At 71.0% G+C, this 24,800-nt stretch carries 27 protein-coding genes; 7 read left to right on the top strand and 20 right to left on the bottom strand.

Annotated elements, in window-relative coordinates; all coding sequences use genetic code 11:
• The first annotated feature begins 1 nt into the window (after nt 1).
• From WD794_07590 to WD794_07570, 5 genes are read left to right on the top strand one after another with little or no spacing between them, the layout of a single operon-like run.
• Nucleotides 2-1,117, top strand: coding sequence for an acyl-CoA dehydrogenase family protein (locus tag WD794_07590; protein ID MEX2290171.1), 1,116 nt, complete (start codon nt 2-4; stop codon nt 1,115-1,117).
• On the top strand, nt 1,114-1,917 hold the full coding sequence (locus WD794_07585) for an SDR family NAD(P)-dependent oxidoreductase (protein ID MEX2290170.1): 804 nt from the start codon (nt 1,114-1,116) through the stop codon (nt 1,915-1,917). The genes WD794_07590 and WD794_07585 overlap by 4 nt, the downstream gene beginning before the upstream one ends.
• 60 nt (nt 1,918-1,977) lie before the next feature.
• Complete coding sequence (locus WD794_07580; protein ID MEX2290169.1) at nt 1,978-3,117, top strand: thiolase family protein; 1,140 nt, start codon at nt 1,978-1,980, stop codon at nt 3,115-3,117.
• 2 nt (nt 3,118-3,119) lie between these two features.
• Nucleotides 3,120-3,332 carry an OB-fold domain-containing protein gene (locus WD794_07575; protein ID MEX2290168.1) on the top strand — a complete coding sequence of 71 codons (213 nt, stop codon included), beginning with the start codon at nt 3,120-3,122 and terminating at the stop codon, nt 3,330-3,332.
• Nucleotides 3,329-4,237: a DMT family transporter gene (locus WD794_07570; GenBank protein MEX2290167.1), complete on the top strand. Its 909-nt coding sequence runs from the start codon at nt 3,329-3,331 to the stop codon at nt 4,235-4,237. Before WD794_07575 ends, WD794_07570 begins: the two co-directional genes overlap by 4 nt.
• 22 nt (nt 4,238-4,259) lie before the next feature.
• Here WD794_07570 and WD794_07565 read toward each other — a convergent pair whose 3' ends face one another.
• Nucleotides 4,260-5,252 (bottom strand): aldo/keto reductase, encoded by a 993-nt coding sequence (locus WD794_07565; protein MEX2290166.1) that lies wholly within the window; start codon nt 5,250-5,252, stop codon nt 4,260-4,262.
• A gap of 52 nt (nt 5,253-5,304) precedes the next feature.
• Between WD794_07565 and WD794_07560 the strand changes: the two genes are divergently transcribed.
• Nucleotides 5,305-6,006, top strand: coding sequence for an alpha/beta fold hydrolase (locus WD794_07560; protein MEX2290165.1), 702 nt, complete (start codon nt 5,305-5,307; stop codon nt 6,004-6,006).
• A 3-nt stretch (nt 6,007-6,009) separates the two neighbouring features.
• On the opposite strand, the gene WD794_07555 is transcribed toward WD794_07560, so the two are convergent.
• Genes WD794_07555 through WD794_07505 form a run of 11 tightly spaced genes read right to left on the bottom strand, consistent with a single transcriptional unit; the run spans nt 6,010 to nt 14,697 of the window.
• Nucleotides 6,010-6,792 (bottom strand): enoyl-CoA hydratase/isomerase family protein, encoded by a 783-nt coding sequence (locus WD794_07555; GenBank protein ID MEX2290164.1) that lies wholly within the window; start codon nt 6,790-6,792, stop codon nt 6,010-6,012.
• A gap of 22 nt (nt 6,793-6,814) precedes the next feature.
• Entirely contained in the window at nt 6,815-7,789 is a 975-nt protein-coding gene (locus tag WD794_07550) for a zinc-binding dehydrogenase (protein ID MEX2290163.1), read from the bottom strand.
• Between the two features lie 11 nt (nt 7,790-7,800).
• Entirely contained in the window at nt 7,801-8,202 is a 402-nt protein-coding gene (locus WD794_07545; GenBank protein ID MEX2290162.1) for a carboxymuconolactone decarboxylase family protein, read from the bottom strand.
• Complete coding sequence (locus WD794_07540; protein ID MEX2290161.1) at nt 8,195-8,953, bottom strand: hypothetical protein; 759 nt, start codon at nt 8,951-8,953, stop codon at nt 8,195-8,197. Before WD794_07540 ends, WD794_07545 begins: the two co-directional genes overlap by 8 nt.
• A complete protein-coding gene (locus WD794_07535) occupies nt 8,946-9,923 on the bottom strand; it encodes an NAD(P)-dependent oxidoreductase (protein MEX2290160.1) in 978 nt (325 codons plus the stop codon). Before WD794_07535 ends, WD794_07540 begins: the two co-directional genes overlap by 8 nt.
• Entirely contained in the window at nt 9,920-10,219 is a 300-nt protein-coding gene (locus WD794_07530) for a hypothetical protein (GenBank protein ID MEX2290159.1), read from the bottom strand. The genes WD794_07535 and WD794_07530 overlap by 4 nt, the downstream gene beginning before the upstream one ends.
• A 36-nt stretch (nt 10,220-10,255) precedes the next feature.
• Nucleotides 10,256-10,504 (bottom strand): hypothetical protein, encoded by a 249-nt coding sequence (locus WD794_07525; GenBank protein MEX2290158.1) that lies wholly within the window; start codon nt 10,502-10,504, stop codon nt 10,256-10,258.
• Between the two features lie 11 nt (nt 10,505-10,515).
• The gene (locus tag WD794_07520; protein ID MEX2290157.1) at nt 10,516-11,256 is read right to left on the bottom strand and encodes a 3-oxoacyl-ACP reductase family protein; all 741 of its coding nucleotides are present in this window, start codon (nt 11,254-11,256) and stop codon (nt 10,516-10,518) included.
• Nucleotides 11,253-12,923: an acyl-CoA synthetase gene (locus WD794_07515; protein MEX2290156.1), complete on the bottom strand. Its 1,671-nt coding sequence runs from the start codon at nt 12,921-12,923 to the stop codon at nt 11,253-11,255. The genes WD794_07520 and WD794_07515 overlap by 4 nt, the downstream gene beginning before the upstream one ends.
• On the bottom strand, nt 12,920-13,984 hold the full coding sequence (locus WD794_07510; protein MEX2290155.1) for a 2,3-butanediol dehydrogenase: 1,065 nt from the start codon (nt 13,982-13,984) through the stop codon (nt 12,920-12,922). Before WD794_07510 ends, WD794_07515 begins: the two co-directional genes overlap by 4 nt.
• On the bottom strand, nt 13,981-14,697 hold the full coding sequence (locus WD794_07505) for an SDR family NAD(P)-dependent oxidoreductase (protein ID MEX2290154.1): 717 nt from the start codon (nt 14,695-14,697) through the stop codon (nt 13,981-13,983). Before WD794_07505 ends, WD794_07510 begins: the two co-directional genes overlap by 4 nt.
• 165 nt (nt 14,698-14,862) lie before the next feature.
• Between WD794_07505 and WD794_07500 the strand changes: the two genes are divergently transcribed.
• Nucleotides 14,863-16,824 (top strand): dehydrogenase E1 component subunit alpha/beta, encoded by a 1,962-nt coding sequence (locus WD794_07500; protein MEX2290153.1) that lies wholly within the window; start codon nt 14,863-14,865, stop codon nt 16,822-16,824.
• A 52-nt stretch (nt 16,825-16,876) separates the two neighbouring features.
• Here WD794_07500 and WD794_07495 read toward each other — a convergent pair whose 3' ends face one another.
• From WD794_07495 to WD794_07460, 8 genes are all read right to left on the bottom strand, one after another.
• Nucleotides 16,877-17,470, bottom strand: a complete 594-nt coding sequence (locus WD794_07495) for a TetR/AcrR family transcriptional regulator (protein MEX2290152.1) — start codon at nt 17,468-17,470, stop codon at nt 16,877-16,879.
• Nucleotides 17,471-17,551: 81 nt separating this feature from the next.
• Nucleotides 17,552-19,096, bottom strand: coding sequence for a long-chain fatty acid--CoA ligase (locus tag WD794_07490; protein MEX2290151.1), 1,545 nt, complete (start codon nt 19,094-19,096; stop codon nt 17,552-17,554).
• Nucleotides 19,093-20,088 (bottom strand): LLM class flavin-dependent oxidoreductase, encoded by a 996-nt coding sequence (locus WD794_07485; protein ID MEX2290150.1) that lies wholly within the window; start codon nt 20,086-20,088, stop codon nt 19,093-19,095. The genes WD794_07490 and WD794_07485 overlap by 4 nt, the downstream gene beginning before the upstream one ends.
• Nucleotides 20,085-21,236 (bottom strand): acyl-CoA dehydrogenase family protein, encoded by a 1,152-nt coding sequence (locus WD794_07480; GenBank protein ID MEX2290149.1) that lies wholly within the window; start codon nt 21,234-21,236, stop codon nt 20,085-20,087. Before WD794_07480 ends, WD794_07485 begins: the two co-directional genes overlap by 4 nt.
• A gap of 48 nt (nt 21,237-21,284) precedes the next feature.
• On the bottom strand, nt 21,285-21,995 hold the full coding sequence (locus WD794_07475) for an ABC transporter ATP-binding protein (protein MEX2290148.1): 711 nt from the start codon (nt 21,993-21,995) through the stop codon (nt 21,285-21,287).
• The gene (locus tag WD794_07470; GenBank protein MEX2290147.1) at nt 21,985-22,758 is read right to left on the bottom strand and encodes an ABC transporter ATP-binding protein; all 774 of its coding nucleotides are present in this window, start codon (nt 22,756-22,758) and stop codon (nt 21,985-21,987) included. The genes WD794_07475 and WD794_07470 overlap by 11 nt, the downstream gene beginning before the upstream one ends.
• Nucleotides 22,759-22,761: 3 nt before the next feature.
• Nucleotides 22,762-23,823 (bottom strand): branched-chain amino acid ABC transporter permease, encoded by a 1,062-nt coding sequence (locus WD794_07465; protein ID MEX2290146.1) that lies wholly within the window; start codon nt 23,821-23,823, stop codon nt 22,762-22,764.
• The gene (locus WD794_07460; protein ID MEX2290145.1) at nt 23,824-24,741 is read right to left on the bottom strand and encodes a branched-chain amino acid ABC transporter permease; all 918 of its coding nucleotides are present in this window, start codon (nt 24,739-24,741) and stop codon (nt 23,824-23,826) included.
• Nucleotides 24,742-24,800: the final 59 nt, after the last annotated feature.

Genomic DNA, 24,800 nt, shown 5'->3' with positions numbered 1-24,800 from the left:
CATGCAGTTCCAGCTGACCGACGAGCAGCGCGCCCTCCAGGACGCGGTGCGCTCCTACCTCCGCGACCGCTTCGGGCCCGCGCAGGTCCGCGAGCTGTACGAGAACCCCGGTGGCGACGGCGTACCCGCCCCGCTGTGGAAGGCCCTCGGGGAGCAGGGCTGGCTGGCCGTCCTCGTCCCCGAGGAGCACGACGGTGTCGGCCTGGGCCTGCTCGACGCCGCCGTCCTCGCCCGGGAGTTCGGCGCCGGCACGGTGCCCGGCCCCTGGCTCGGGACCGTCCTGGTCGCGGAGGCGGTCCGGCTGGCCGGCTCGCCGGAGCAGCAGGCCGAGCTGCTGCCCGGGCTGGCCGCCGGCCGGACCAAGGGGGCGGTGGCGCTGCTCCGGCCCGGCTCGTCCCCCTCACCCGCCGCCGCCCCGGCCACCGCGTCGGCGGGCACGCTGTCCGGGCGGCTGGACCTCGTCGAGTACCCCGCGGTCGCCGACGTGCTCGTCGTGGCTGCCGGCAGCGACGCCGGGACCGGGCTCTACCTGGTGGACCCGCGCGGCACCGGAGTGACCGTCACGTCGGTGGACTCGCTGGACCGCACCGTGCGGCTCGGCACCGTCACGTTGGACGGCGCCCCCGCCGGCCGGCTCGGGCACAGCGGCGCAGCGACCGTCCAGGAGCTGCTCGACCGGGCCGCGGTACTGGTGGCCAACGACCTGGTGGGCATCGCCCGCAAGGCGCTCACGGACACGGTGGACTACGACCGGACGCGGGTGCAGTTCGGCAAGCCGGTCGGCTCCTTCCAGGCCGTTCAGCACGCCCTGGCCGACCTGCACATCGCGATCACGTTCGCCGAGCATGCGGCGACCTACGCCGCGCACGCCGCGGACGTGGACGCCCCGGACCGGCGACTGGCCGCCTCGGTCGCCAAGGCGAAGGCCGCCGACGCCGCCGACGCCGCGACGAGCGCGATGATCCAGTTCCACGGCGGCATCGGCTACACGTGGGAGCACCACACGCACTTCTCCTTCAAGCGCTGCAAGCGGCTGCAGGCGGCCTACGGCGACGCCGCCCAGCACCGTGAGCAGATCGCCCGGCTGACCGTGGACGCGGCAGCAGTTGCCACGTGAGCGTCGCACTGGTCACCGGCGGCGCCTCCGGCTTCGGTGCGGAGGTCGCCCGCCAGCTGGTCCGCCGGGGCGACTCGGTCGTGCTCTGTGACATCGACGAGGCCGGCGGTGCGGCGGTCGCCGCCGAACTCGGCGCGACCTTCCTGCGCTGCGACGTGTCCGACCACGACCAGGTGGTCGCGACGACGCAGGCGGCCGAGCAGGTGCACGGCGGGCTGGACCTGGTCTTTCTCAACGCCGGCATCCCGACCGGCTGCGGCATCGGGGAGGACTTCGACCTCGCGAAGTACAGACGGGCCAACGGGATCAACCTCGACGGGGTCGTCTACGGCGTGCACGCCGCGATTCCCGCCCTCCGGCGGCGTGGCGGCGGCGCGATCGTCGCGACCGCCTCCATGGCCGGCCTGACGGGCACACCGTTCGACCCGGTCTACGGCGCGAACAAACATGCGGTGGTCGGACTGGTCCGGGCCCTCGGCCCGGCGCTGGCACCGGACGGCATCCAGGTCAACGCCTTCTGCCCCGGCTTCGCCGAGACGGCGATCATCACCGACATCAAGTCGGCGCTGGAGTCGAGCGGCGTGCCGATCATCCCGGTCGACGTGGCGGGGCGGGCGGTGCTGGCCGCCTTCGACTCCGGTGAGACCGGACAGGCCTTCCTGCTGCAGGCCGGCCGGGACGTCATGGTCTACCGGTTCCGCGGCATCCCCGGACCGCTGACCGATGCCGGTGCCAGGGCCGCACCGGCCGATCCCGCCGGCATCCCCACCGGCATGGTGGTCCCGCCCGCCGCGCAGTAGTATCAGTCGACCGGTCGGTCGAAAGATTGTGCCGGAGACCGCGGGGAGTGAGGGACGCGCATGACCTACGTAGCCGGAACGGCGATGACCGCCTTCGGGCGCTCCGACGACCTCGACCTGCTCGGGCTCGCCGTCCGCGCCGCCGAGGACGCCCTGGCCGACGCAGGTGTGGACGCCGCGTCGGTCGACGCCGTCTATCTCGGGACGTTTCTCGGTCAGTCCCTCCAGCGACAGGGAGTGCTGGCCTCGCTCGTCGCCCGTGAGCTCGGCCTGCCGGCGGTGCCCACGACGGTCGTCGAGGGTGCCTGCGCGTCCGCCGGGATCGCCCTGCGCCACGGGGCGATGGCCTGTCGCGCCGGCATGGCCCGGACGGTGCTCTGCATCGGCGCGGAGCAGATGAGCCGGCACACCGTGGCCGAGGTCACGGCCGGCCTCAGTGAGGCACTGGAGGCGACGTCCGACCAGGCCGCCGGGCTCACCTTCGCGGGGTTCTTCGGCCTGGTCGCGCAGGCGCACATGGACCGGTACGGCACCACGCGGGAGCAGCTCGCGGCGGTTGCCGTGAAGAACCGTGAGCACGGGGCGAAGAACCCGCTTGCCAGGTTCCGCACCCCTGTCACGCTCGACGACGTCGTGGGCAGCCGGCTGATCGCCGACCCCCTGCGGCTGCTGGACTGCTCGCCGATCGCCGACGGCGCTGCCGCGGCGGTCGTCACCCTCGACCGCACGCCGGGCTCGGTGCGGGTACTGGCGACGGCACAGGCCTCGGGGCCCGTCGGACTGCGGCACGTCGCCGACCTCACGACCTTCCCGGCGACGGTCGCCGCCGCCGACCTGGCCTACGCCGAGGCCGGCATCGGCCCGGCGGACGTGGACGTCGCCGAGGTGCACGACTGCTTCTCGGTGGCCGAGATCATCGACTGCGAGGACCTCGGCCTGCTCCCCCGGGGTGAGGCGGCGCGGGCCGTCGAGGCTGGCGCGACATCCGCGGCGACGCCGGGCCTCGTGGTCAACCCGGGGGGTGGCCTGCTGTCCCGGGGCCATCCGGTGGGCGCCACCGGACTGGCCCAGGTCCACGAGCTGGTGGCTCAGCTGCGGCAGACGTCCCCGCTGGCCGTGCCGGGAGCCCGGATCGGGCTGACGCACAACCTCGGTGGTTGCGGCGCGACCGCGACCGTCACGATCCTGGGGAGCGACTGACCGTGGACGAGCAGCTCGAGGTCGTGGCCGCGACCGTCATCCGGGTCGCCCCCGAAGGCTTCACCGCCCCGTACGTGCTCGCCGCCGTACGCACCACCGAGGGGCTGTCGCTCGGCCGGGTCGAGGGTCCGGCTACGCCGCCGGCTCCCGGCACCGCTCTGCGCCGGGTGGGACAGGAGAACGACACGCCGGTGTACCGCCTCGCCGACGGGTGATCAGCAGCACGCCGCTGCTGGCGGTCCTGCTCTGGTTCATCTGGGGTGGGACGTTCCTCGCTGTCAAGGTGGGTCTGGAGACGACCTCCCCCGGGATGTTCGGCCTGCTCCGGGTGGCCGCCGCAGGAGTGGTGCTGGCCGTCGTCGTCGTGTTCCTGCGTCCGTCCGATGAGCTGCGGGTCTTTCGCCGTCCGAGCTTTCTGTGGACCGGGGCGCTGCTCGGCCTGACCAACGTCGCAGGCCTCATCGCGTTCACCCATGTCGCCATGGTGCGTGCCGAGGCCGGCTTCAGCGCGGTGGTGGTGTACGCCCAGCCGTTCCTGGTCTCCCTGGTCGCGCACTATGCCTTCCACGAGCCGCTCACCACCCGCAAGACGCTGGGGCTGGTCGCCGGGTGGTCCGGCGTGGTGGTCGTGGTCAGCGGGCACCTGTTCGACGGACACGTCTCGCTCGGGACGGTGGGCCTGCTGCTGGCGGCCGCGGCCTCCTGGACGACGGGGACGCTGCTGTTCAAGTCGCTGTCACCGGAGGTGCCGGTGTGGCCGGTCCTGCTGTGGCAGAACGCGGTGGGGGCCGTGCCGTTGGGCGCGCTGGCCCTGCTCGAGCCGACCCGGGTGGCGTGGGGCGGGACACTGGTGTTCGCCCTGCTCGTGGCCGGCGTCGGTGCGGGTGTCGCGGGCTTCGGCCTGCAGTTCCTGCTGCTGCGTCGCGGCGCCGCCAGCGCGGTGGGCAGCTGGATCTTCGCGGTGCCCGTGGTGAGCTCGGGGTTGAGCATCGCCTTTCTGGGTGAAGCCGCTCGCCCGACGCTGCTCGTCGGCATCGTCGCGGTGGCTGCCGGGATCTACCTGGTGAACCGCCCGACGCGTCCCGCCCCCCGGGCACCGGCCACCGCAGGCGCGCCGTGACCGGCCCGCTGCCGTCGCGGGACTACCGGTGCACGTTCCGCATCGCCTGCGGGGCGTAACGCTCACCGGCGGCGACACCGGCCGGTGCGGCGCGCTCGAGTGCAGCAAGGTCGTCGGCGGTCAGCTCGATCTCCAGAGCAGCCACGTTCTCCTCCAGGTTGGTGGTCCGCCGGGTACCGGGGATGGGCACGACGTCCTCGCCCCGGGCCAGCACCCAGGCCAGCGCGAGCTGACTCGGCGTCACGCCCTTGTCCCGGGCGATCGCGATGACGTGGTCCAGCACCTCGAGATTTCTCGCGAAGTTCGCACCCTGGAACCGCGGCGAGGACCTGCGGAAGTCGTCGTCGGCGAGGTCGTCGACCGAGCGGATCCGGCCGGACAGGAAACCCCGCCCGAGCGGGGAATAGGCGACGAAGCCGATGCCCAGCTCGCGCGTGGTCGCCAGTACCCCGTCGTCCTCGACGTCCCGGGTGAACAGCGAGTACTCCGTCTGCACCGCGGACAGCGCGGCCGTCGCGTGGGCACGCCGGATCGTGTCCGGAGCGGCCTCGCTGATGCCCAGGTAACGCACCTTGCCGTCGGCGACCAGCTCGCCGAGTGCCCCGAACGTCTCCTCCACCGGCGTGTCGGGATCCACGCGGTGCTGGTAGTACAGGTCGATCACGTCGACGCCCAGCCGGCGCAGCGAGCCGTCGATGCAGGCGCGGACGTACTCGGGCCGGCCGTTCACCCGGCCGGTGCGGACGCCGTGGTCGTCGATCTCGTTGCCGAACTTCGTCGCCAGCACCACCTCGTCGCGGCGCCGCGCCAGGACCGAGCCCAGGAGCCGCTCGTTGGTGTAGGGGCCGTAGGCGTCGGCGGTGTCGAGGAAGGTGACGCCGAGCTCGAGCGCCCGCTCCAGGGTTCGCGCCGACTGGGCATCGTCGAAGGCGCCGTAGAAGGCGCTCATGCCCATGCATCCCAGCCCTTGGGCAGGGACCGACAATCCCTGCACACCGAGTGCCCGCTGCTTCATCGTTACCGTCCTCCTCGACATGGTCCGTACGTGTCTTGCCATACTCGCCCCTGTGCGTGAGCGACGGACGCTGGTGATGGTTCCCGGGCTGATGTGCGACGAGGATCTGTTCGCCGCACAACGCACTGCTCTGGTCGAGGACGGCTTCGATGTCGTCGTCCCGAGACTGTCCGGCCCCCGCAGCATCGGCGAGATGGCACAGGCGGTGCTCACCGCAGCGCCCGACCGGTTCTGCCTGCTGGGGCTGTCCATGGGCGGCTACGTCGCGTTGGAGGTGCTTCGCCGGGCGGCGGAGCGGGTCGAGGCGCTGGCCCTGCTCGATACCAGTGCGCGGCCGGACAGCCCCGAGCAGACCTCGCACCGGCGTGACCTGGTGCGCACCGCGCAGGACCGCGGGCTCGAGCCGGTGCTCGAGCAGCTGTGGCCGCTCGAGGTGGCGCCGTCGCACGTCGATGACGCCGGGCTGCGGACAAGGTTCGATGCCATGGGGCACCACCTCGGCGTCGACGTGTTCGCCCGCCAGCAGGAGGCCATCATCGGGCGCGCCGACAGCCGCCTCCGGCTGCCGGCCGTCACCGTCCCGACGCTGGTGCTCTGCGGCCGCCAGGACGCCCTCACCCCCGTCGAGGTGCACGAGGAGATGGCCGCCGCCGTCGGCGGTGCCCAGCTCGTCGTGCTCGAGGACTGCGGCCACCTCTCGACGTGGGAACAGCCCGACGCGGTGACTGCGCACCTTCGGCACTGGCTCGGGTAGCCGTCAGCGCTGCACGAACTGCGCCTTGCCGGGTCCGTGCTGCAGAAAGCTCTGGAAACCGATCGTGGCGTCCTCGGTGCCGAAGCAGGCCGCGAGCAGTTCGGTCTCCAGCTCGAGCGCCTGCGGGAGCGACTGTTCACCGCCGGCATCCAGGGCGTGCTTGGCCAGCCGGAGCGCGTACGGCCCGGCCGCGAAGCGTTCGGCCGCCTCCACCGCCCGTCGGTAGACCTCGTCGGCGGGGAAGACGGCGTTGACCAGGCCGATGGCCAGCGCCTCGTCCGCGGCGACCCGCCGACCGGTGTAGACGAGCTCCTTCGCCCGGCCCAGACCGACCAGGCGCTGCAGCCGTTGGGTCCCGCCCGCACCGGGGATGATGCCGAGCAGGATCTCCGGCTGTCCGAAGACGGCATCGGTTGCGGCGTAGCGCAGGTCGGTGGTCAGCGCGAGCTCACAGCCGCCCCCCAGCGCGTAGCCGTTCACCGCGGAGATCGTGATCTTGGACAGGCCGGCGAGCCGCGCGAAGCTTTTCTGCAGCAGGGTCCCGAGCTCGCGGTACCCGCGCGAGTCCAGGGTCTGCAGGTCCTTGATGTCCGCGCCTGCCGCGAAGATCTTCGGCCCGCCCCACAGGACGACGGCCCGGACGTCGTCCCGGCGTTCGGCCTCGTCAGCCACCTCGCCGATCTCGGTCCAGAGCTGGGTGTTCAGCGCGTTCATCGGCGGCCGGTCCAGCCGGACGGTGCCGACCCCGGTCCCGCCCTGAACCTCGAGACGTACGAACTCTCCCACGTGCGTGTTCCTCTCCGATTGCTTACGTCGCCTGCGGCATGGTGAGCACGAGCTTGCCCAGCAGCGCTCCCTCCGCCATCCGCCGGAACGCCTCCGGCGCCTGCTCCAGCGGGAGCACGTCGTCGATACGCGGCCGCACACCGGTCACCACCAGGAAGGTGAGAAGCTGCTCCAGGTCCGCTCGCGAACCCATCGAGCTCCCGACCACGCGAAGCTGCCGGTAGAACATCTGGTCCAGCTCCGCCGAAGGGCCGGCGCCGGTCGTGGCGCCCGACACGACGACGGTCCCGCCCCGCTCGAGGGACCGCAGGGAGTGCCGCCAGGTCGCCTCGCCCACGGTCTCGACCACGACGTGCACGCGGCGCCGCAACCGGGCGCCCGGCTCGTACACCTCGTGCGCCCCTGCCTCGGCCGCGAGCTGTCGTTTGTGCTCGTCGCGGCTGGTGACGCTCACGTGGCAGCCGGCGGCGCGCGCCAGCACGATCGCCGCGCTGGTGACACCTCCGGCCGCGCCCTGCACGAGCACCCGCATCCCCGGCCGCAGCCCGCCGGCGACGAACAGCATCCGGTAGGCGGTCAGATAGGCGACCGGAAGGCAGGCGGCCTGCTCGAACGACAGCGCGTCCGGCAGGTCGACGAGGTTGCGCTCCGGCACCGCCACCTGTTCGGCGAAGGTGCCGTCGTCCAGGTCGGACAGGATCGAGAAGTCGTCGGCGAGCGTCTCCTCACCGAATGACGGGGTGGACAGGACGGAGTGCAGGACCACTCGCCGGCCGTCCTCGGTGACCCCGGCGCCGTCGCAACCGAGGACCCGCGGATAGCGGTCCGTGAGCAGGCCGACCCCGCGCAGGGTCCACAGGTCGTGGTGGTTCAGTGAGGCCGCCCGCACCTGCACGTTCATCCACCCCGGTCGAGGCACCGGGACGGGGTGGTCGGCGACCCGCAGGCAGGACAGGGGGTCCTCGCTGGAATGCCCCGTCGCGACTGCCGCTCGCATCGGGCGTCCGGTCACGCCTCGGGGCTCGGGGACTGCTCGGCCTCCGCCGCCGCGAACTCCTCGAGCAGCACCGGCACACCCATGGTGCAGGCGTGGATTCCCAGGACACTCACCAGCTCGAGGACCTCCATCACCTCCTCGCGGGTCGCGCCGTACTTGATGGCGTTGCGGATGTGCTGGCGCAGTCCGGGCTCGTAGAGGTGCGTCGTGGAGGCGTCGATCGCGACGTAGATGAGCTCCTTGAACTTGGGCTCGAGCGTCCCGGTCTTCCACGGTACGGAGGAGAACTGCAGGTAGGCGGAGAAGAACTCGTCGTCCAGGTTGAGCAGCCCGTCCCAGAAGGGGTTCCAGTACCCACGCTCGGCGATGAACTGATCGCGCAACTGCTTCTGGCGCTCGGTGAGGTCAGACATGGGGGGATTCCTCTCGGGTCGGCGGGGTCAGCCCGATGCGCTCGTAGTAGCGCGCCGGGATTCTCGTGGGGTCCTTGTAGACGACGAAGGCGCAGTGCTCGCGGGCCAGCTCTGGCGGCGGGACGTCCGCCGGGCGGCGGGTGGTGCAGTAGGCGGCCGGTTCGATCACCACGAACGGGTGCCCGTACCGCTCGACCGACAGCTTCTCCATCAGCGGCTGGTGCGCGCAGTAGACCGGGCAGTCGGGCAGCCCGTAGGTGAGGGCCGGCTCGGCAGCCAGTGACGCGAAGTCGTCCGGTGGGGTGTAGCCACCTTCCATGAGCAGCCGCCCGCCGCTGCCGCACGGCGCCATCTCGATCACGATCTTCTCGGCGTCCTCCCGCACGGTGAGACCGACCAGGTGTCCGCGCAGCCCGCTGGCGAACCACCGGACCCGCTGGGCCACGTCGTCGGTGCCCTCCATGAGCTTGCGCAGGTTGGGCAGCCACCAGGCCCGGACACCGGCCTCCAGAACCTCCGCCAGCGCGTCGCGCCCCCATCGCCGGACCACCTCGGTGAGCGTCGCGGTCACCCAGCGGCGGTACAGCCGGTGCATCGATTCGAACTCGTTGAACATGTGCCGGGCTGCTGTCCGGGCGCCCTCGACGTCCCCCTCGTCGAGCCGGTCCAGGACCCGGTCCAGGGTGCGTTGCGCCAGGCGCGCGCGCTCCGCCTCGTCGAACAGCAGGTCCTCGGCCATGTCGTCAGGCATCTACTGCGTGCCGACGCGTCACGTCGAGGTACTGCTGCAATCCCAGGCGCAGCGGTGAGTACCGGCGCCGATGTCCCGACAGCTGCTCGATCGCGCCGTCCGACAGCGAGGCGGCCAGGCCGTAGAGGTCGGTCTCGCCGTCCGCCGTCACCTCGATGTCGGCACCCGGCACCAGCTCGCGGACGAGGTCGGCGACCTCCTGCACGGTCGTGGTGTCGCCGCCGGTGTTGAAGAACCAGGTGTCGGTGAAGGCCCCGGGCGGCGCCGTCACCAACGCGATGAACTGCTCCGCGACGTCGTCGACGTAGACGAGGGAGACCCGGGCCGTGCCGAAGCCGACCGAGGCCGGCTGCCCCAGCGCCGGGCCCTCCACGAGGGCGGACATCCAGCCTGTCGCACCGGTCCGCCGACCCCACCCGTAGACCACGGCCGGGCGCATGCCGACGACGACCATGCCGTAGGCGTCGCGGTAGTGCTGGGCCAGCTTCTCCAGGTAGAGCTTTCCGCCGCCGTAGACCGGAAGCTCACGCGCGACGTGCAACGCCGCGTGCTCCCGCAACGGCAGATCCGCCGCCGGGTATTCCGCGTCGCTCCCGTAGACCGCGATCGAGCTGGCCATCACGACGCGCTCGATCCCGAGCAGCCGCGCGGTCTCCAGGACGTTCAGCGTCCCCACGACGTTGACCTCGGTGGCCGCCTGGGGCTGGGCGTTGCTCTCGGCACCGAGCATGTAGGCCAGGTGCACGACCGCGTCCACCGGTCCCTCGCGCATCGCGTCGCCCAGGTTGGCGAAGCTGAGGACATCGCCCTGCACCACCCGCAGGCGGTCACCGTGCCGGGCCCGCAGGTCCGCCACCCGGCTCTGGTCGGGCACCCGGTCCAGCAGAACGACCTGGTGGCCCTCGTCGAGCAGCCGCTCCGCCATCCGGGAGCCGATCAGGCCGGTCCCCCCGGTGATGAGCACGTTCATGTCGTCGCCCCTTCCTGCGTGTCGTTCTCGGTCGCGTCGAGCTCGTGCTGGCCCTCGCCGTACGGGATGCCGAGGACATAGATGAGCTTGCCGAGCGCGATGAACTGCACGAGCACCCAGGTCAGCTCGACGATCTCCTGTTCGCTGAACACGGCACGGAGCTGGGTGAACTGTTCCTCGGTGATGCCGTGGTGGTCGAAGTACAGCGCGTCGGCGTACCGCAGCGCCGCGAGCTCCCGCGCGCTGAAGGAGTGCGTCTCGTAGTCCCCGAGCTGCTCGACGACGTCGTCGCCCACACCTTGACGCCTGCCCGAGGCGTACCGGGTGCGCTGTCAATAGTGGCAGTCGTTCAGGATCGCCAGCCGCAGCCGGGCGAGCTCCTTGGTCCGGTGCTCGACCGCACCCTTGCGGACCAGCGGCGAGTAGAACGAGACGAACGGCTCGACGAATTCCGGCGCGTGCGCGAGCGTGCGCAGCACGTGGTCGTCGCCGCCGTGCGCGCGCCACTTGTCCGCCATCTCCTGCAGGGTGGGGCTGAGCTGGTCGAGGTCGAGCGGGTCGATCCGGGGGTGCTCGTGCACGTCGTGCTCCTTCAGCTCATGCCGCCGTCGAGCGGGATGACGGCGCCGGTCAGGTACGGGGGGGCCTCGAGCAGGTAGGCGACCAGGGACGCGACCTCGTCCGGGCGGCCCTGCCGCCCGAGCGGGATCCGCTCGAGCAGTCGCGCGCGCGACCGCTCGGACAACTGCTCGGTCATCTCGGTCTCGACCGGCCCAGGGGCCACGGCGTTCACGGTGACGCCCGACCGCGCCACCTCCTTGGCGAGGGAGCGGGTCATCGCGTTCACGCCGCCCTTGGCGGCCGAGTAGGCGCTGTCACCCGGGAAGCCGACGATCCCGATGACCGAGCTGACGTTGACGATGTGCCCTGACCGCGCCGCCAGCATCGTGGGCAGCACCGCCTGCAGCACGGTGAAGACCCCCGACAGGTCCGCGTCCAGAACCTGCTGCCAGTCCGAAGGAGGGAGATCGACGAGCCGGCCGCCCCGCCACACACCGGCGTTGTTGACCAGGCCGTCGATCCGGCCGTGGCCCTCGAGGACCCGCGTGACGAGGGACGTCACGGACTGCGCATCGGTGACGTCACAGTGCTCCATCGCGAGGTCACCGCCTGACGCCTGCGCCTCTGCGACCACGTCCCCGGCCACCTCCGCGCCGGAGCGGTAGGTGCCGACGACGTGCGCACCGTGCTCGGCGAGCAGCAGGGCGATCGCCCGCCCGAGCCCACGGGAGGCCCCGGTGACCAAGCAGACCTTCCCCTCGAGAGCGGTCACGGCCTGGTCGATTCGGCGGCCGCACGGCGGCGCAGCTCCGCCCGCTGCAGCTTGCCGGTGGTCGTACGTGGCAGGTCATCGACGAAGTCGATCTCGCGTGGCGAGGCGTGCCGGCCGACCTTGTCCACGACGATCGCCTGCAGCTCGGAGCGCACCAGGTCGCTGGGCGAGGCGTCGGGGGCCAGCACGACGAAGGCCTGAACGCTGCTCCCCCGCCGCTGGTCGGGCTTGCCCACGACCGCTGCCTCGGCGACGGCCGGATGCAGCAGCAGGGCACTCTCGACCTCGAACGGCCCGACGTTGTAGCCGGAGGTGACGATGACGTCGTCGGCACGGCCGACGAACCAGTGGTAGCCGTCCTCGTCCCGATAGGCGGCATCGCCGGTCACGAACCAGCCGTCCTCCCACCGCTGCGACCAGGCGTCGGCCTTGCCCCAGTAGCCGGCCCCGAGGAACCACTCGTGGCCGCGGACCGCGATCGTGCCGGTCTCGCCCACCCCCGCCTCGGTGCCGTCCGCGCGCAGCAGCCGCACCTCGAACCCGGGCATCGCGAACCCCACCGCACCGGACTTCACCGGGTGCCCGGCCGAGCGCAGGTTTCCCAGCGCGAACCCCACCTCGGTCAGCCCGTAGGCGTCGGCGATCGGAACGCCGAGCCGCTCGTCGAACCACTGCATCGGTTCGGGGTTGAGCGGCTCACCGGCGGACGTGGCAGCCCGCAGCGCGAGATCGCGCCCGTGCAGGTCGCGGTCGCGGCCGGCGGCGAGCAGCCGGTAGGCGGTCGGGGCGGCAGTCAGATGGGTGACCTGGTGCCGTTCGGCCACCGCCCACCACCGCGCCGGGTCGAAGTCCCCCTCGTAGACCAGGCGCGGGTGACCCAGGGCCATCGGCACCATGCCGGTGCTGAACAGCCCGAAGCTCCAGGACGGGTCCGCGGTCGCCCAGAGCAGGTCGTCCTCCCGCAGGTCCATGACGTGCTCGACGAACGGGACCAGCGAGATCAGGCCGGCGTGCGGGAGGATGCAGCCTTTGGGCGGGCCCGTGGTGCCGGAGGTGTAGACCAGCGCAGCGGTCTCGGTGGGTGCGGTCTCGACGGTCTCGAAGGTGGGAGCGGAGCGGTCGGCCTCGGCCCAGAAGCTGTAGTCGCCGCGCACGAGCCCGGCGCCGCGGGCGCCGGTCACCGTGACCACCTCGACGTCGGAGGTCAGGCTCTGCCCGACCAGTGCCCGGTGTGGCCCGTCGGTGACGAGCAGCCTGGGTGTGGAGTCCTCCAGCCGGTAGCGCACCGCGTCCGGCCCGAAGCCCGCGAAGATGGGCACGTGGACGGCGCCGACCTTCCAGACGGCCAGGGCGGTGACGAACGCCTCGGTGGTCCGCGGCAGCACCGCGGCCACCCGGTCGCCGCGACGCACACCCAGCCGGACGAGCGCGTTCGCGAACCGGTTCGCGAGCCGGTCCAGCTCGTGGTAGGTCAGCGTACGCACCCCGCCGTCCACTCCCTCGACGATCATCGCCACGCGCCCGCGGTGGCCGGCCCAGCGTGCGCACGCCTCGTGGGAGATGTTGAAACGCTCGCGCGGATCCCAGTCGAACCGCGCCAGCACCTCGTCCCAGCTGAAGCGCTCCCGCAGCTCCGCGACCCGCGCAACGGCTCCGGTGGCGGTCACGGCTGCCGGCTCAGGTCGACGAGAATCTTCATGTGCTCTCCCGGATCGTCACGCAGGGCGTCGAAGGCACCGGCAACGGCCTCCTCCAGCGGGACAGTGGCCGTGATCAGCGGCGCCGGGTCGATGAGCCCCGAGGCAACGAGACCGATCACGCTGGGCAGGTCGTGGCGGTAGCCCAGCGAGCCCACGACCTCCCGCTCGTACGGCACGATCTGGGCAGGTTCGACCTCGGCGGCACCGTGCCCGATGCCGACGAGGACGACCCGTCCGCCGCGGCGCGCGGCCGAGACGGCGACCGGCAGCAGCCGAGGGGAACCGGTGCACTCGAAGACGACATCGGGGCCGATCCGGCCGGTGCGGACGTAGACCTCCTTGCGGACGTCGCAGGCGCCCGGATCAAAGGCTTCCGTGGCGCCGAGCTGCACCGCGAGCTCCCGTCGGCGCAGGCTCGGCTCGCTCACGTAGATTTCGGCAGCCCCGCTGGCCCGTGCCGCGAGCAGCACCGCAGCACCGATCGGGCCGAGTCCGAGCACCAGGACGCGATCTCCCGCCTGCACACCGCCGCGTCGTACAGCATGCAGCCCCACGGCCAACGGTTCGGTGAGCGCGGCGATCCGGTCGTCCACGCCGTCGGGCAAGGGGACCAGACCGGCGGCGGGCACGGTGACCCGGCGCGCGAGGGCACCGTCCGACGCGAGACCGACCGAACCGCCGTACCGGCAGATGTGGTAGTCGCCCCGGCGGCACCAGAAGCAGCGACCACAGCGCCAGCAGGGATCGACCGTGACGCGCTGCCCGACGGAGTGCCCGTCGACATCGGGCCCCAGCGCGACGATGCGCCCACTGAACTCGTGGCCGAGAACGAGCGGCGGCTGCGCGCCGGTCAGCGGGTGGGGACGGTCTCGGATCATGACCGGCCCCTTGGCGTACTCGGCCAGATCGGTGCCGCAGATGCCGCAGAAGGACACCTCCACGACTGCCTCGCCCGGGCCCGGAACTCCCGGCTCGGCGATGTCCTCGAGACGCAGGTCACCTGCCGCGTGCCACACGATGGCCTTCATACGCAGACATACCCCCCGTCGACGGTCAGGACGGTGCCGGTGACGTAGGCGGCGGCGTCGGAGGCAAGGAAAAGGTACGCGCCCGGTAGATCCTCCCCCCGCCCCCAGCGACCCAGCGCGGTGTGGTCGAGGATGCGCCGCTCGAGCTCGGGGTTCTTCTGCCAGCCCTCGGCCATCGGCGAGTCGAACCAGCCGGGCGCCACGGCGTTCACGGTGATGTCGTGCCTGGCCAGGTCGAGCGCCATCGCCTTGACCAACGCGGTGGCACCTGCCTTGGACGAGGAGTACCCCGCCAGCCCGCGCCGCGGGCGCTCCGCCAGCGAGGAGGTGGTCACGATGATGCGGCCGCCGCCGTTGCCCACCATGCTGCGCGCCGCGGCCTGCGCGCCGTAGAACGCGCCGTCCAGGTTCACGCTGTGGATAGAGCGCCAGTCCTCGGGGTCCATGTCCAGCACGTTGGCAACCACCGGGGAGATGCCGGCGTTGGCTACCCAGACGTCCACGCCGCCCCATGCCTGCTCCACGGCCTCGACCACCGTGCGGTTGCCGTCAGGGCTCGTGACGTCCGCCGGGCAGACGAGTGTTTGACCGCACATCTCGGCGACGGCTTCGTCCAGAGCTGCACCGGTGCGGGCGACCAGCGCGACGCGGGCACCGGCCCGGCAGAACGCGGCCCCGATCACCTTGCCGAGGCCACGACTTGCACCGGTCACGACCACACGCTTGCCCGCAACGTCCCCGGGTGCCGGGAAGCTGCCAGGAATGCGGATGACTCCTCCTCGTTGCTCTTTGGACCGTTCGGTCGGTACATTACGGAGGCCGCTCCAGGGCCGTCAAGGTCTGCGGCACTCCCCCTGACTTTTCCGGAGGTGCACTCGGTGGACGCTGCAGTTCTGCTCGGGCTCTACGAGCGCATGGTCCGCATCCGGCGGTTCGAGGAACAGGTCTCCCGGATGTACCGCGACGGGGACGTCCCCGGCTTCGTCCACCTCTCGATCGGCCAGGAGGCGGCTGCCGTCGGGGCCTGCGCACCCCTGCTCGTCGAGGACGTCATCACCTCGACGCACCGCGGGCACGGTCACTGCCTCGCCAAAGGTCTGGACATGACCGGGATGTTCGCCGAGCTCATGGCTCGCGAGAGCGGGACATGCTCGGGGCGCGGCGGCTCGATGCACATCGCCGATCCCGGCAAGGGCATCTTCGGTGCCAACGGCATCGTCGGGGCGGGCCTACCGATCGCCACCGGGGCTGCGGCCGTGGCCCGGATCGCAGGGCGCTCGCACGTCACCGTCGCGTTCTTCGGGGACGGCGCCGTCGCCCAGGGCGCCTTCCACGAGGCGGTGAACCTGGCGGCGCTCTGGCGCCTCCCGATCGTCTTCTTCTGCGAGAACAATCACTATGCGGAGTTCTCCCCGGCCGCCGACCAGCATCCGTGCTCGCTGGAGCAGCGTGCCGGTGGCTACGGCATCGGCTACCGCCACGTGTACGGCAACGATGTCCGGGCGGTCAGCCTGCTGATGGAGGAGGTGGTGGCCCAGGCGCGCAGCGGCGGCGGGCCGGTGCTCGTCGAGGCCGAGACCTACCGCTGGCACGGGCACTACGAGGGCGACCCCCAGAGCTACCGCACCCCGGAGGAGCTCGAGGAGTGGAAGCTCAAGGACCCGCTGCTCGTCACGCGCGGACAGCTGGCCGACCTCGGTGTGCCGGGCGACCGGGTCGATGCCCTCGACGCCGCGGTCACCGAGGAGGTCGCGCAGGCCCAGCGGGTGGCGTCCGAAGCGCCGGAGCCGCAACCCGGGACGCTGAACCGCTTCATGCTCGCCGCCCGGGAGTCGCTGCCCGACCCGGCTCCGCCACCTGCCGGCGGCGAGATCTTCCGCACCATGGATGCCGTCCGCGACGCCCTCGAACACGAGCTGGAGCAGGACGACACGGTCTTTCTGGCCGGTGTCGACGTCGGCGAGGGCGGCAACGTCTTCGGCCTCACCCGCGGTCTCGCGGCGCGCTGGCCGCACCGGGTGCTGGACACCCCCATCTCCGAGACAGCAGTCATGGGGCTGGGCGTGGGCTCCGCGATGGCCGGCATGCGACCGGTCGTGGAGCTGATGTACCTGGACTTCCTCGGCGTCTGTTTCGACCAATTGCTCAACCAGGCCGCGAAGCTGCATTTCATGACCGGCGGCAAAGCGCAGATGGGACTCACCGTCCGCACACAGTTCGGCGCCGGTCGGTCCTCCGGGAGCCAGCATTCGCAGAGCCTGGAGGCGTTGCTGGCCCATGTCCCGGGACTGACGGTCGTCATGCCCTCCACACCATGGGAGACCTACGGCCTGCTGCGCAGCGCCATCCAGGACCCCAACCCGGTCGTGTTCATCGAGAACCGGCTGCTCTACGGAAAGAAGGGTCCGCGCCCGCCGAAGGACCTGCTCATCCCCCTGGGCAAGGCCCGGGTGGTGCGTGAGGGCACGCACGTCACCGTCGTGTCCTACTCCGCCATCCTGCACCAGGCCGTGGCGGCGGCGGAGGAGTTGGCCGCCGAGGGCATCGAGGTGGAGGTGATCGACCTGCGCACGATCCAGCCCCTGGACCGCAACGCCATTCTCACCTCGCTCCGCAAGACCAACCGCCTGGTGGTCGTGCACGAGGCGGTGCAGGACTTCGGCGTGGGCGCAGAGATCGTTGCGCTGGCGGCGGACGCCGGCTTCTGGCACCTCGACGCGCCCTTGCGGCGGGTCGGCGCCCGCTTCTCCCCCGCTCCCTACGCCCCAGGACTGGAGCAGGAATGGTTACCGAACCGGGCAGAGATCACAGCGGCGATTCGCGAGACGGCGCTGGCCTGACGTCCGTGCGCCGGCCGCCGGTCCAGGTGCGCAGTCGCCGGGCGCCGCGGCCTCAGCCCCTGGCTCCCGGCCCCGCCTTGATCCCGCGCATGAAGATCTCGTAGTACTGGTTGGCGATCTGGAAGGAGTTCAGCCGCCCGCCGCTCTGGTACCACTGATAGGTGTAGTTGTGCATGCCGAGCCACGCGCGCACGGCAAGGCTCAGATCCGAGATCTCGAAGTCACCTCGTTCGACACCGGCGAGGAGGATCTTCTCCACGGTCGCCTCGTACTGTCGCCGCTTCCGGCGGAAGTCGACAGCCTCCTGACCGCTCAGTGCCCGCCACTCGTGCAGGAACACCCACACGTGGTCCGGGTACTGAGTGATGATCTTGACCAGCTCGATGCCGAGCATCCGCAGGCCCTCGGCCGGGGAGGCGTCCAGCTGCTCGATGTCCCGGGCGCTCTGCAGGACCTCCTCCATGACCCGGTCGTGGATCTGGGAGAGCAGATGCTCCTTGGACTGGATGTAGTAGTACAGCGAGCCCTTGCCCAGTCCGACGGCCTCGCACAGGCCGGCGATCCCGGTGGCGTTGTAGCCCTGCGTGGCGAACAGGTGGGCCGCGACGTCGATGATCTCCTTCTGCCGCTGGACCCGCTTGCTCACCGGGCCGCGGCGCGCCGCCGGGAGCGGAACCGGATCCGTCCGGACAGCATTCTCACTGACGCCGGGTTTGGTCACGTCTGCTCAGCCCTTTCCTGGGTCACTCTTGCGGGCCCGCAGTTCGCGCTTGAGCACCTTGCCCGACGGGTTGCGCGGCAACTCGTCGACGAACACCACGGCGCTGGGTGCCTTGAACTTGGCCAGCTGCTGTCGACAATGGGCCACGACCTGCTCCTCGGTCGCCTGCACCCCGGGCTCCATCGCCACGTAGGCGACCGGCACCTCCCCCCAACGCTCGTCCGGACGAGCCACCACGGCGGCCTCGCGGAGTCCGGGGTAGCCGTACAGAACGCGTTCCACCTCGATGCTGGCGATGTTCTCGCCACCAGAGATGATCATGTCCTTGAGCCGGTCGACGATGTAGAGGAAACCGTCCTCGTCGAGGTAGCCGATGTCGCCGGTGTGGAACCAACCGCCACGGAAGGCCGCCTCGGTGGCCTCCGGGTTGCGCCAGTAGCCGCGGAAGAGCTTGGGCCCGCGAAGCACGATCTCACCGGTCACCCCCGCGGGCACCGTGTCCTCGCCGTCGAGGTCCCAGATGGCGACCTCCAGATGCAGACACGGCTTGCCGACGCTGCCGCGCCGCTCGAGGGTGAAGCGGCGGTCGAGGAAGGTGTCACCGGACACCGACTCCGTCAGCCCGTAGGCGTCCACGAACCACGCGTTCGGAAAGAGGTCCTGCACCCGCTTGATGAGCGGCTCCGGCATCTTCTCGCCGCCGGCGATCAGGAACCGCAGCCCGCCCAGGTCGCCTCGTTCGATGTCCGGCAGCGCGAGGATGGCGTTCAGCATCGCCGGAGGCAACCAGACGTTGGTGATCCGGCCGCGCTCGATCTCCGCGACGACGCGCTCCGCGTCGAAGCGCGGGTGGATGACGACCGTGCCGCCGGCGTAGAGCACCGTGGTGGTCGTGAGATCGAGTGCGCCGACGTGGTAGAGCGGCCCGCACACGAGACCGACGTCCTCGGCCGTGACACTGAACTCGACGACGTGGGCCATGTTCTTCCACATCAGGTTCTCGTGGGTGATCATGACGCCCTTGGGATGGCTCGTCGTCCCGGAGGTGTACATCAGGCGGTGCAGGTCGCCCTCCTGCACCTGCGCCGCAGCCGGCACCGGCTCGGCCAGGCGCAGCTCGGCGAGGGTCGACCAGCCCGGCTCGCGCAGGTCGTCGACGGCCAGGCCGACCACCTCCTGCTCGGCCTGTGCGAGGGCAGGAACGGCGACGTGGCCGAGGGCGACCTCGGAGACGAGGATCTTGGCCCTGGAGTTGGTGAGGATGTAGGCGACCTCCGTGGGGGACAGCCGCCAGTTGACCGGCATGGCGACCGCGCCGATGTAGTTGGCCGCAAAGATGACCTCGAGGAACTCGGTCGAGTTGTACGCGAGCAGCCCGACGATGTCCCCTCGGCCGATGCCGCGGCTGCGCAATCCACCGGCGAGCCGGCGTACCCGGTCCAGCATCTGGCCGTAGGTGGTCGGCACACCCTCGCAGACCGCCAGCGGCCGTTCGGGGAAGCGGTCGGCATGGTGCTCGAGCACCGCCGCCCAGTTGGTACCCGTCGTCATCGTGCGCCTTCCTGCCTGGTCAGGGTCGTGCTGCCCACAGGGCGCTGCGAGGACGCCAGCGACCGGACGACTTCGACAGCGAGCCGGATCGCTTCGTCGATACTGGCCTCGTCGCCCACCGGATAGATGACCAGCGGATCCACCCCCGCGTCCCGCCACTCCTGGGCCCGGCTGACGATGTCCTGCACCCGCCCGTGCAGGACCAGCTCCCGGGCGGCTTCATCGGCCAGATCACGGGACGTCCCGAAGCCCATGCTCAGCAGCGCCTTTCGGTAGGCGGGCAGCTCGGCGTAGAAGGCGGTGTGCGCGTAGGCCTGCGCGGCGGCATCGGGACCCGCGGCGATCCGCAGGTATCCGCCGACCTGCAGCGGCTCGCGACCGGCGTCCGTGGCCGCGGTCACCGTCTCGATGCTCGCCCTGGCGGATTCGGGCGTCGTCCAGTTGAGCAGGACGCCGTCGGCCAGCCGTGCCGCCACACCCAGCATCTTCGGCCCGAGCGCCGCGAGGACGACCGGAACGTCCGGAGCACCGCCGGTGAGCAGCCGGAATCCCGTGCTCGCGGCCTCCTGCCCGGGCCAGTCCGTCGTCAGGCCGCCCAGCGCCTGACGCAGGACGGTGAGGTAGTCGCTTGCCCACTGCAACGAGGACCCGTGTTCCTGACCGTGCCAGCCGCCGGACATGGTCGGGTGCCCCACGCCGACACCGAGCACCATCCGGCCGAGGGAGAGTTCGTCCAGCGTGGCCGTCGCCAGCGCGGTCGCGGCCGGGGTACGTGCCGCCATGGGCGCGATACCGGTGGCCAGCCGGAGGTGTCGGGTCCGAGCCGCGACGAATGCCAGCTGGGAGAACGCGTCCCGGATCGCGAACTCCGGGCACCACAACGTGCTGCCCTCGATCTCGTCGAGCTCCTCGGCCAGCGCCATCAGACGGCCGGGGGGCAGGGCCTCCCGGAGGGAGAGCCCGATGCCGGTGAGCCGCTCCCGCCCCGTCACGAAGCCAGCTCTCGCGCGATGACGAGGTGCTGGATCTCGTTGGTTCCCTCTCCTATCTCCAGGATCTTGGAGTCGCAGAAGAACCGGGCAACCGGGTGCTCCATCATGTAGCCGTAGCCGCCGTGGATCTGGACCGCCTCGGAGGCCGCCCAGCGAGCCACCCGGCTGGCCTTCATCTTGGCCATCGCCGCCTCGCGGCGGAACGGCTTGCCGGCGTCACGGAGTGCCGCGGCACGGTAGGTCAGCCAGCGGGCGGCCTCCGTCTCGGTGGCGATGTCGGCGAGCTTGAACTGGATCGCCTGGAAATCGCCGATCGGCCGACCGAACTGCGTCCGCTGCTTGGAGTAGGCAACCGACATCTCCAGCACGGCCTGCGCGAGGCTGACCGACAGCGCGGCGACGGAGATGCGCCCGACCTCGAGGATGCTGAGGAACTGCGCGAGCCCGCGGTCGGGGTTGCCCACCAGATGGTCGTCCGGGACGTGCACGTCGTCGAACATCAGCTCACGCGTGTCGAGGGCCCGCCAGCCGATCCCGCGCAGCTTCTTGCCCCAGGAGTAGCCGGGGGTGTCGCGCTCGACGACGAAGCTGGCGAACCTGCTGCCGCCGTCCGCGTCCTCGTCCCCCACCCGCGCCAGCAACGTCACGCCGAGGCTCAGATCCGTACCCGCGTTGGAGATGAACATCTTCCGGCCGTTGATCCGCCAGCCGTCCCCGTCCCGTACGGCCCGGGTCCGGATCCCTCCCGCGTCCGAGCCGGCGTCGGGTTCGGTGAGACCGAAAGCGCCGAGTGCTCGGCCCTCGGCCAGCGGACGGAGCCAGCGCTGCTTCTGCTCCTCGCTCCCGAAGTGGAGCAGCGGAAGGCTCCCGATCGTCAGGTGTGCCTGCCAGGCCGAGGCGAGGGACTGATCCGCGCGGCCGATCTCCTGCATCGCGGCGACGAAGCCGACGGTCGACACGCCTGCACCGCCGTACTCCTCCGGCACCAGCAGACCCATCAGGCCGAGCTCACCCATGTGCCGCAGCACCTCGACCGGGCAGCGCTCCTCCACCGACCATCTCGCGGCGTGGGGGGCGATCTCACCCGCCGCGAAGTCGCGGCACAGGTCCGCGAGGGCCTGGTCCTCTGGCGCAAGCGTGAAGTCCACTTCTCCTCCTCTGTCCGGGTCGTGGGGACGGGCCGCTGGCGTGTCCGCTCAGATCGCCAGGTACCGCTGCGTGAGCTCCTGGTCCTCCAGCAGCTCACGCATCGGCCCCTCGTGGACGAGCACGCCCTTGTCCAGCAGGCAGCCCCGGTCGGCCAGACCCTTGACGAACTCCACGCTCTGCTCCGCCAGCAGCACCGTGAAGCCCTCACCCTTGAGCGCCGCCAGAGCGTCCTGCATGGCGTCGACGATGTTGGGGGCCAGCCCCTCGGAGGGCTCGTCCAGCAGCAGGATCCGTGGCTCGCTCATCAGCGCCCGGCCGATGGCCAGCATCTGCTGCTCTCCCCCGGACAGGTGCCGGCCGAGCGCCGACATCCGGTCGCCGAGGTTCGGGAACAGGTGGACCACGCGTTCCACGCTCCACCCGCCGGCCTTGGGCTTCCTGCCCAGAGCTGCGGTCCCCATCTCCAGGTTCTGCCGCACGGTGAGGTCGGTGAAGATCCGCCGCTCCTCGGGCACATAGGCCACGCCGAGGCGGGCGATCTGGTGCGGCGACCGGCCCACGAGTTCCTCGCCGCCGAACCGCACCGATCCCTCCCTCGGGCGGACCAGCCCGATGATGGACTTCAGCGTCGTCGACTTCCCGACGCCGTTGCGCCCCACCAGGGCGACGACCTCGCCCTCACCGACGGTGAGGCTCACGCCGTGCAGGACGTGACTGGACCCGTAGTAGCTGTGCACTCCGGCAAGCTCAAGCACCATCGTCGTCCGTCCCTTCCACGGAGCGGCCCAGGTAGGCCGCCCGGACCTCCTTGTTCGCCTTGATCTCGGCGGGCGTGCCGTCGGCGATGACCCGGCCACGCACGACGCAGGTGATCCGGTCGGCGAAGCTCAGCACCATGTCCATGTCGTGCTCGGTGAACAGGATCGTCATCCCCAGGTCGTGCCCGAGCCGGGTCAGCAGCGCCACGACGGACGTCCGCTCGGCCACCGACATGCCCGCCGTCGGCTCGTCGAGCAGCAGCAGCCGTGGCTCACTGGCCAGCGCAATGGCGATCTCCAGGGCCTTGCGGTCGCCGTGACTGAGCACGGCACAGTTCTGGTCACGCAGGTGTCCGAGACCGACCAACTCCAGCGTCTCGTCGGCCTTGGCATGCGCCTCCCGCATCCGGGACACGCGTCGCACCATCGACCGGATCAGCTTGCGATGCACCAGCACCGCGGTCAGCACGTTGTCGTGCAACGTGAGGCCGTCGAAGATCCGGGCGACCTGGAAGGTCACCCCGATTCCACGTTCGACCACGCGGTGCGGTGGCACGCCGGTCAGTGACTTCCCGTCGAAGATCACCTCGCCGCTGGTGGGCTGGGCGCGGCCGGCCACGACACTGAACAGCGTGCTCTTGCCGGCGCCGTTCGGGCCGATGACGGCCCGGACCTCGCCCTGCTCCACCGTGAGGTCGACACCGTCCACGGCTTTGACTGCCCCGTAATGGCGCCTCAGATCGCGTACTTCGAGCAGTGCCATGGCTCAGCGGTCTCCTTCGGTCGCCGGTGCAAGGGGCTTGCTGCTGTCCGGGCCGGACCCGCGCCCGGTCCTGCCGCGGGCTCGGTAGCGCTCGCTGCCCCCGTTCCACAGCGACACGGCGGTGCCGACGACTCCCCCGCGCAGGCCGATGACGATGGCGAGCAGGAGGGCCCCCAGCACCAGGTCTCGCGCGTCGAGCACGTTGCTGGCGAACCGCTCGAGATAGATGTAGACAACGGCGCCGACCAGTGGACCGACGAAGTGGTCGATGCCCCCGACCAGTCCCATGAAGACGAACAGCGCCGAGGTCGTCCAGTGCAACGACTCGGGGAACGCCGCGGACTGCGAGATCGCGTGCAGTCCTCCCGCGACAGAGGCGAAGGCAGCCGCCACGACGAAGGTCGCCCACTGGTGCAGCTTCACGTTGATGCCGGTGGCGGCTGCACGCTCGGGGTCGGCAGCGAGCGCGCGCAGGCTCAGTCCGAACGGCGAAGCCAGGAACCAGGCCATCCCGGCGAGCGCCAGCAACGAGATCACTGCGGAGAACCAGTAGAACTCCTGCATGCCGGTGATCTCGAACGGCCCGATGGCCGGGCGCGGGATCCCCCCGGTCAGCCCCTGCTCGCCGCCGGTCAGGCCGCGCATCCGCAGGATGGCCAGCATGACCAGCTGCGCGAAGGCGAGCGTCAGCATCGCGAAGTAGATGGTGCCCCGCCGGACGCAGAAGTAGCCGACGACCGCGGAGACCGACACGGTCACCACGACGGCGACGACCAGTGCGCCGAGGACACCGAGCCCGGTGTACCGCTGCAGGACGATGCCGGTCGTGTAACCACCGAGGCCCCACCAGGCTGCGTGCCCGAACGAAACCATCTTGCCGTAGCCGATGAGCAGGTTAAGGCTGACGGCGGCGACGCCGAAGACCAGCGCCTGGCCGAGGATGAAGGTCGTCAGCTTGGACGTGAACAGCGGCACCAGCATCAGGGCCACCACGAAGGCGGCCCACGCCAGCAGCTGGAGCCGGCGGCCGCCCAGCGGCCGGACCCGGTCGGTCAGGGTCTGCATCTATCCCACCTCTCGTCCGGCCAGTCCGCGCGGTCGCACGATGAGCACGATCACCACGAGGATGTAGATGAACACCAGCTCGAGCCCGGGGGCCACGATCACCCCGAAGGCGCGGAACAGGCCGACGAGCACCGCGCCCAGCGCGGCGCCCGGCAGGCTCCCGAGCCCCCCGATGACGACCACGAGGAAGGCCTGCACGACGACGTCCAGGTCCATTCCGGGAAACAGCGAGCGCAGCGGGCCGGCGAGTGATCCGCCGAGACCCCCCAGGCCGGCTCCTGCCATGAACACGAACGTCCAGACCCGCGGCACGTTCACGCCGAGGGCGCGGGCCATGTCCTGGTCCTCTGCCGTTGCGCGCAGGATCGTGCCGTACTTGGAGCGCTTGATGAACACGGTCAGCCCGAGGCCCACCGCGACGGCGACCGCGATGAGGAACAGCTGGTAGACGGGGAACGGCTGTCCGAAGACGCTGACCGTCCCCGAGAGCACGCTCGGCACCGGTGACGACATGAACTGCGGGCCGTAGATCTTCTCGATCGCGCCGTTGATGATCAGGATGAACGAGAAGGTGAGCAGGAGCTGGTAGAGCAGGTCGCGCCCGTAGATCCGGCGCAGGAAGCCGACCTCGATGACGCCGCCGATCAGGGCGACGAGCAGGGGCGCGACGAACAGCGCCGTGAGAACGGCCAGGAAGCCGGTCCCGCCGCCGAACACGCTCGCCAGCGTGTAGCCGAGGTAGGCGCCGAGCATGTAGAGCGATCCGTGGGCGAAGTTGAGCACACCCATGACGCCGAAGACCAACGACAGGCCCGAAGCGACGAGGTAGATGACCGCGGCGCTGGCCAGGCCGCCGAGCAGGCGAGGGCCGGCACAGCCCGCGGAGGTGAGGCAGTTGCCGAGCGCGTCGAAGTCCACGTGCGTTCTCCTGAGGCAAAGGGGAGGGGGACCTCGGGGGGGGGGGGGGGGGGGGGCGG

The organism is Mycobacteriales bacterium (assembly GCA_040902655.1).
Classification (GTDB): Bacteria; Actinomycetota; Actinomycetes; order Mycobacteriales; family SCTD01; genus SCTD01.
This window is presented reverse-complemented; position numbering and strand designations above follow the sequence as displayed.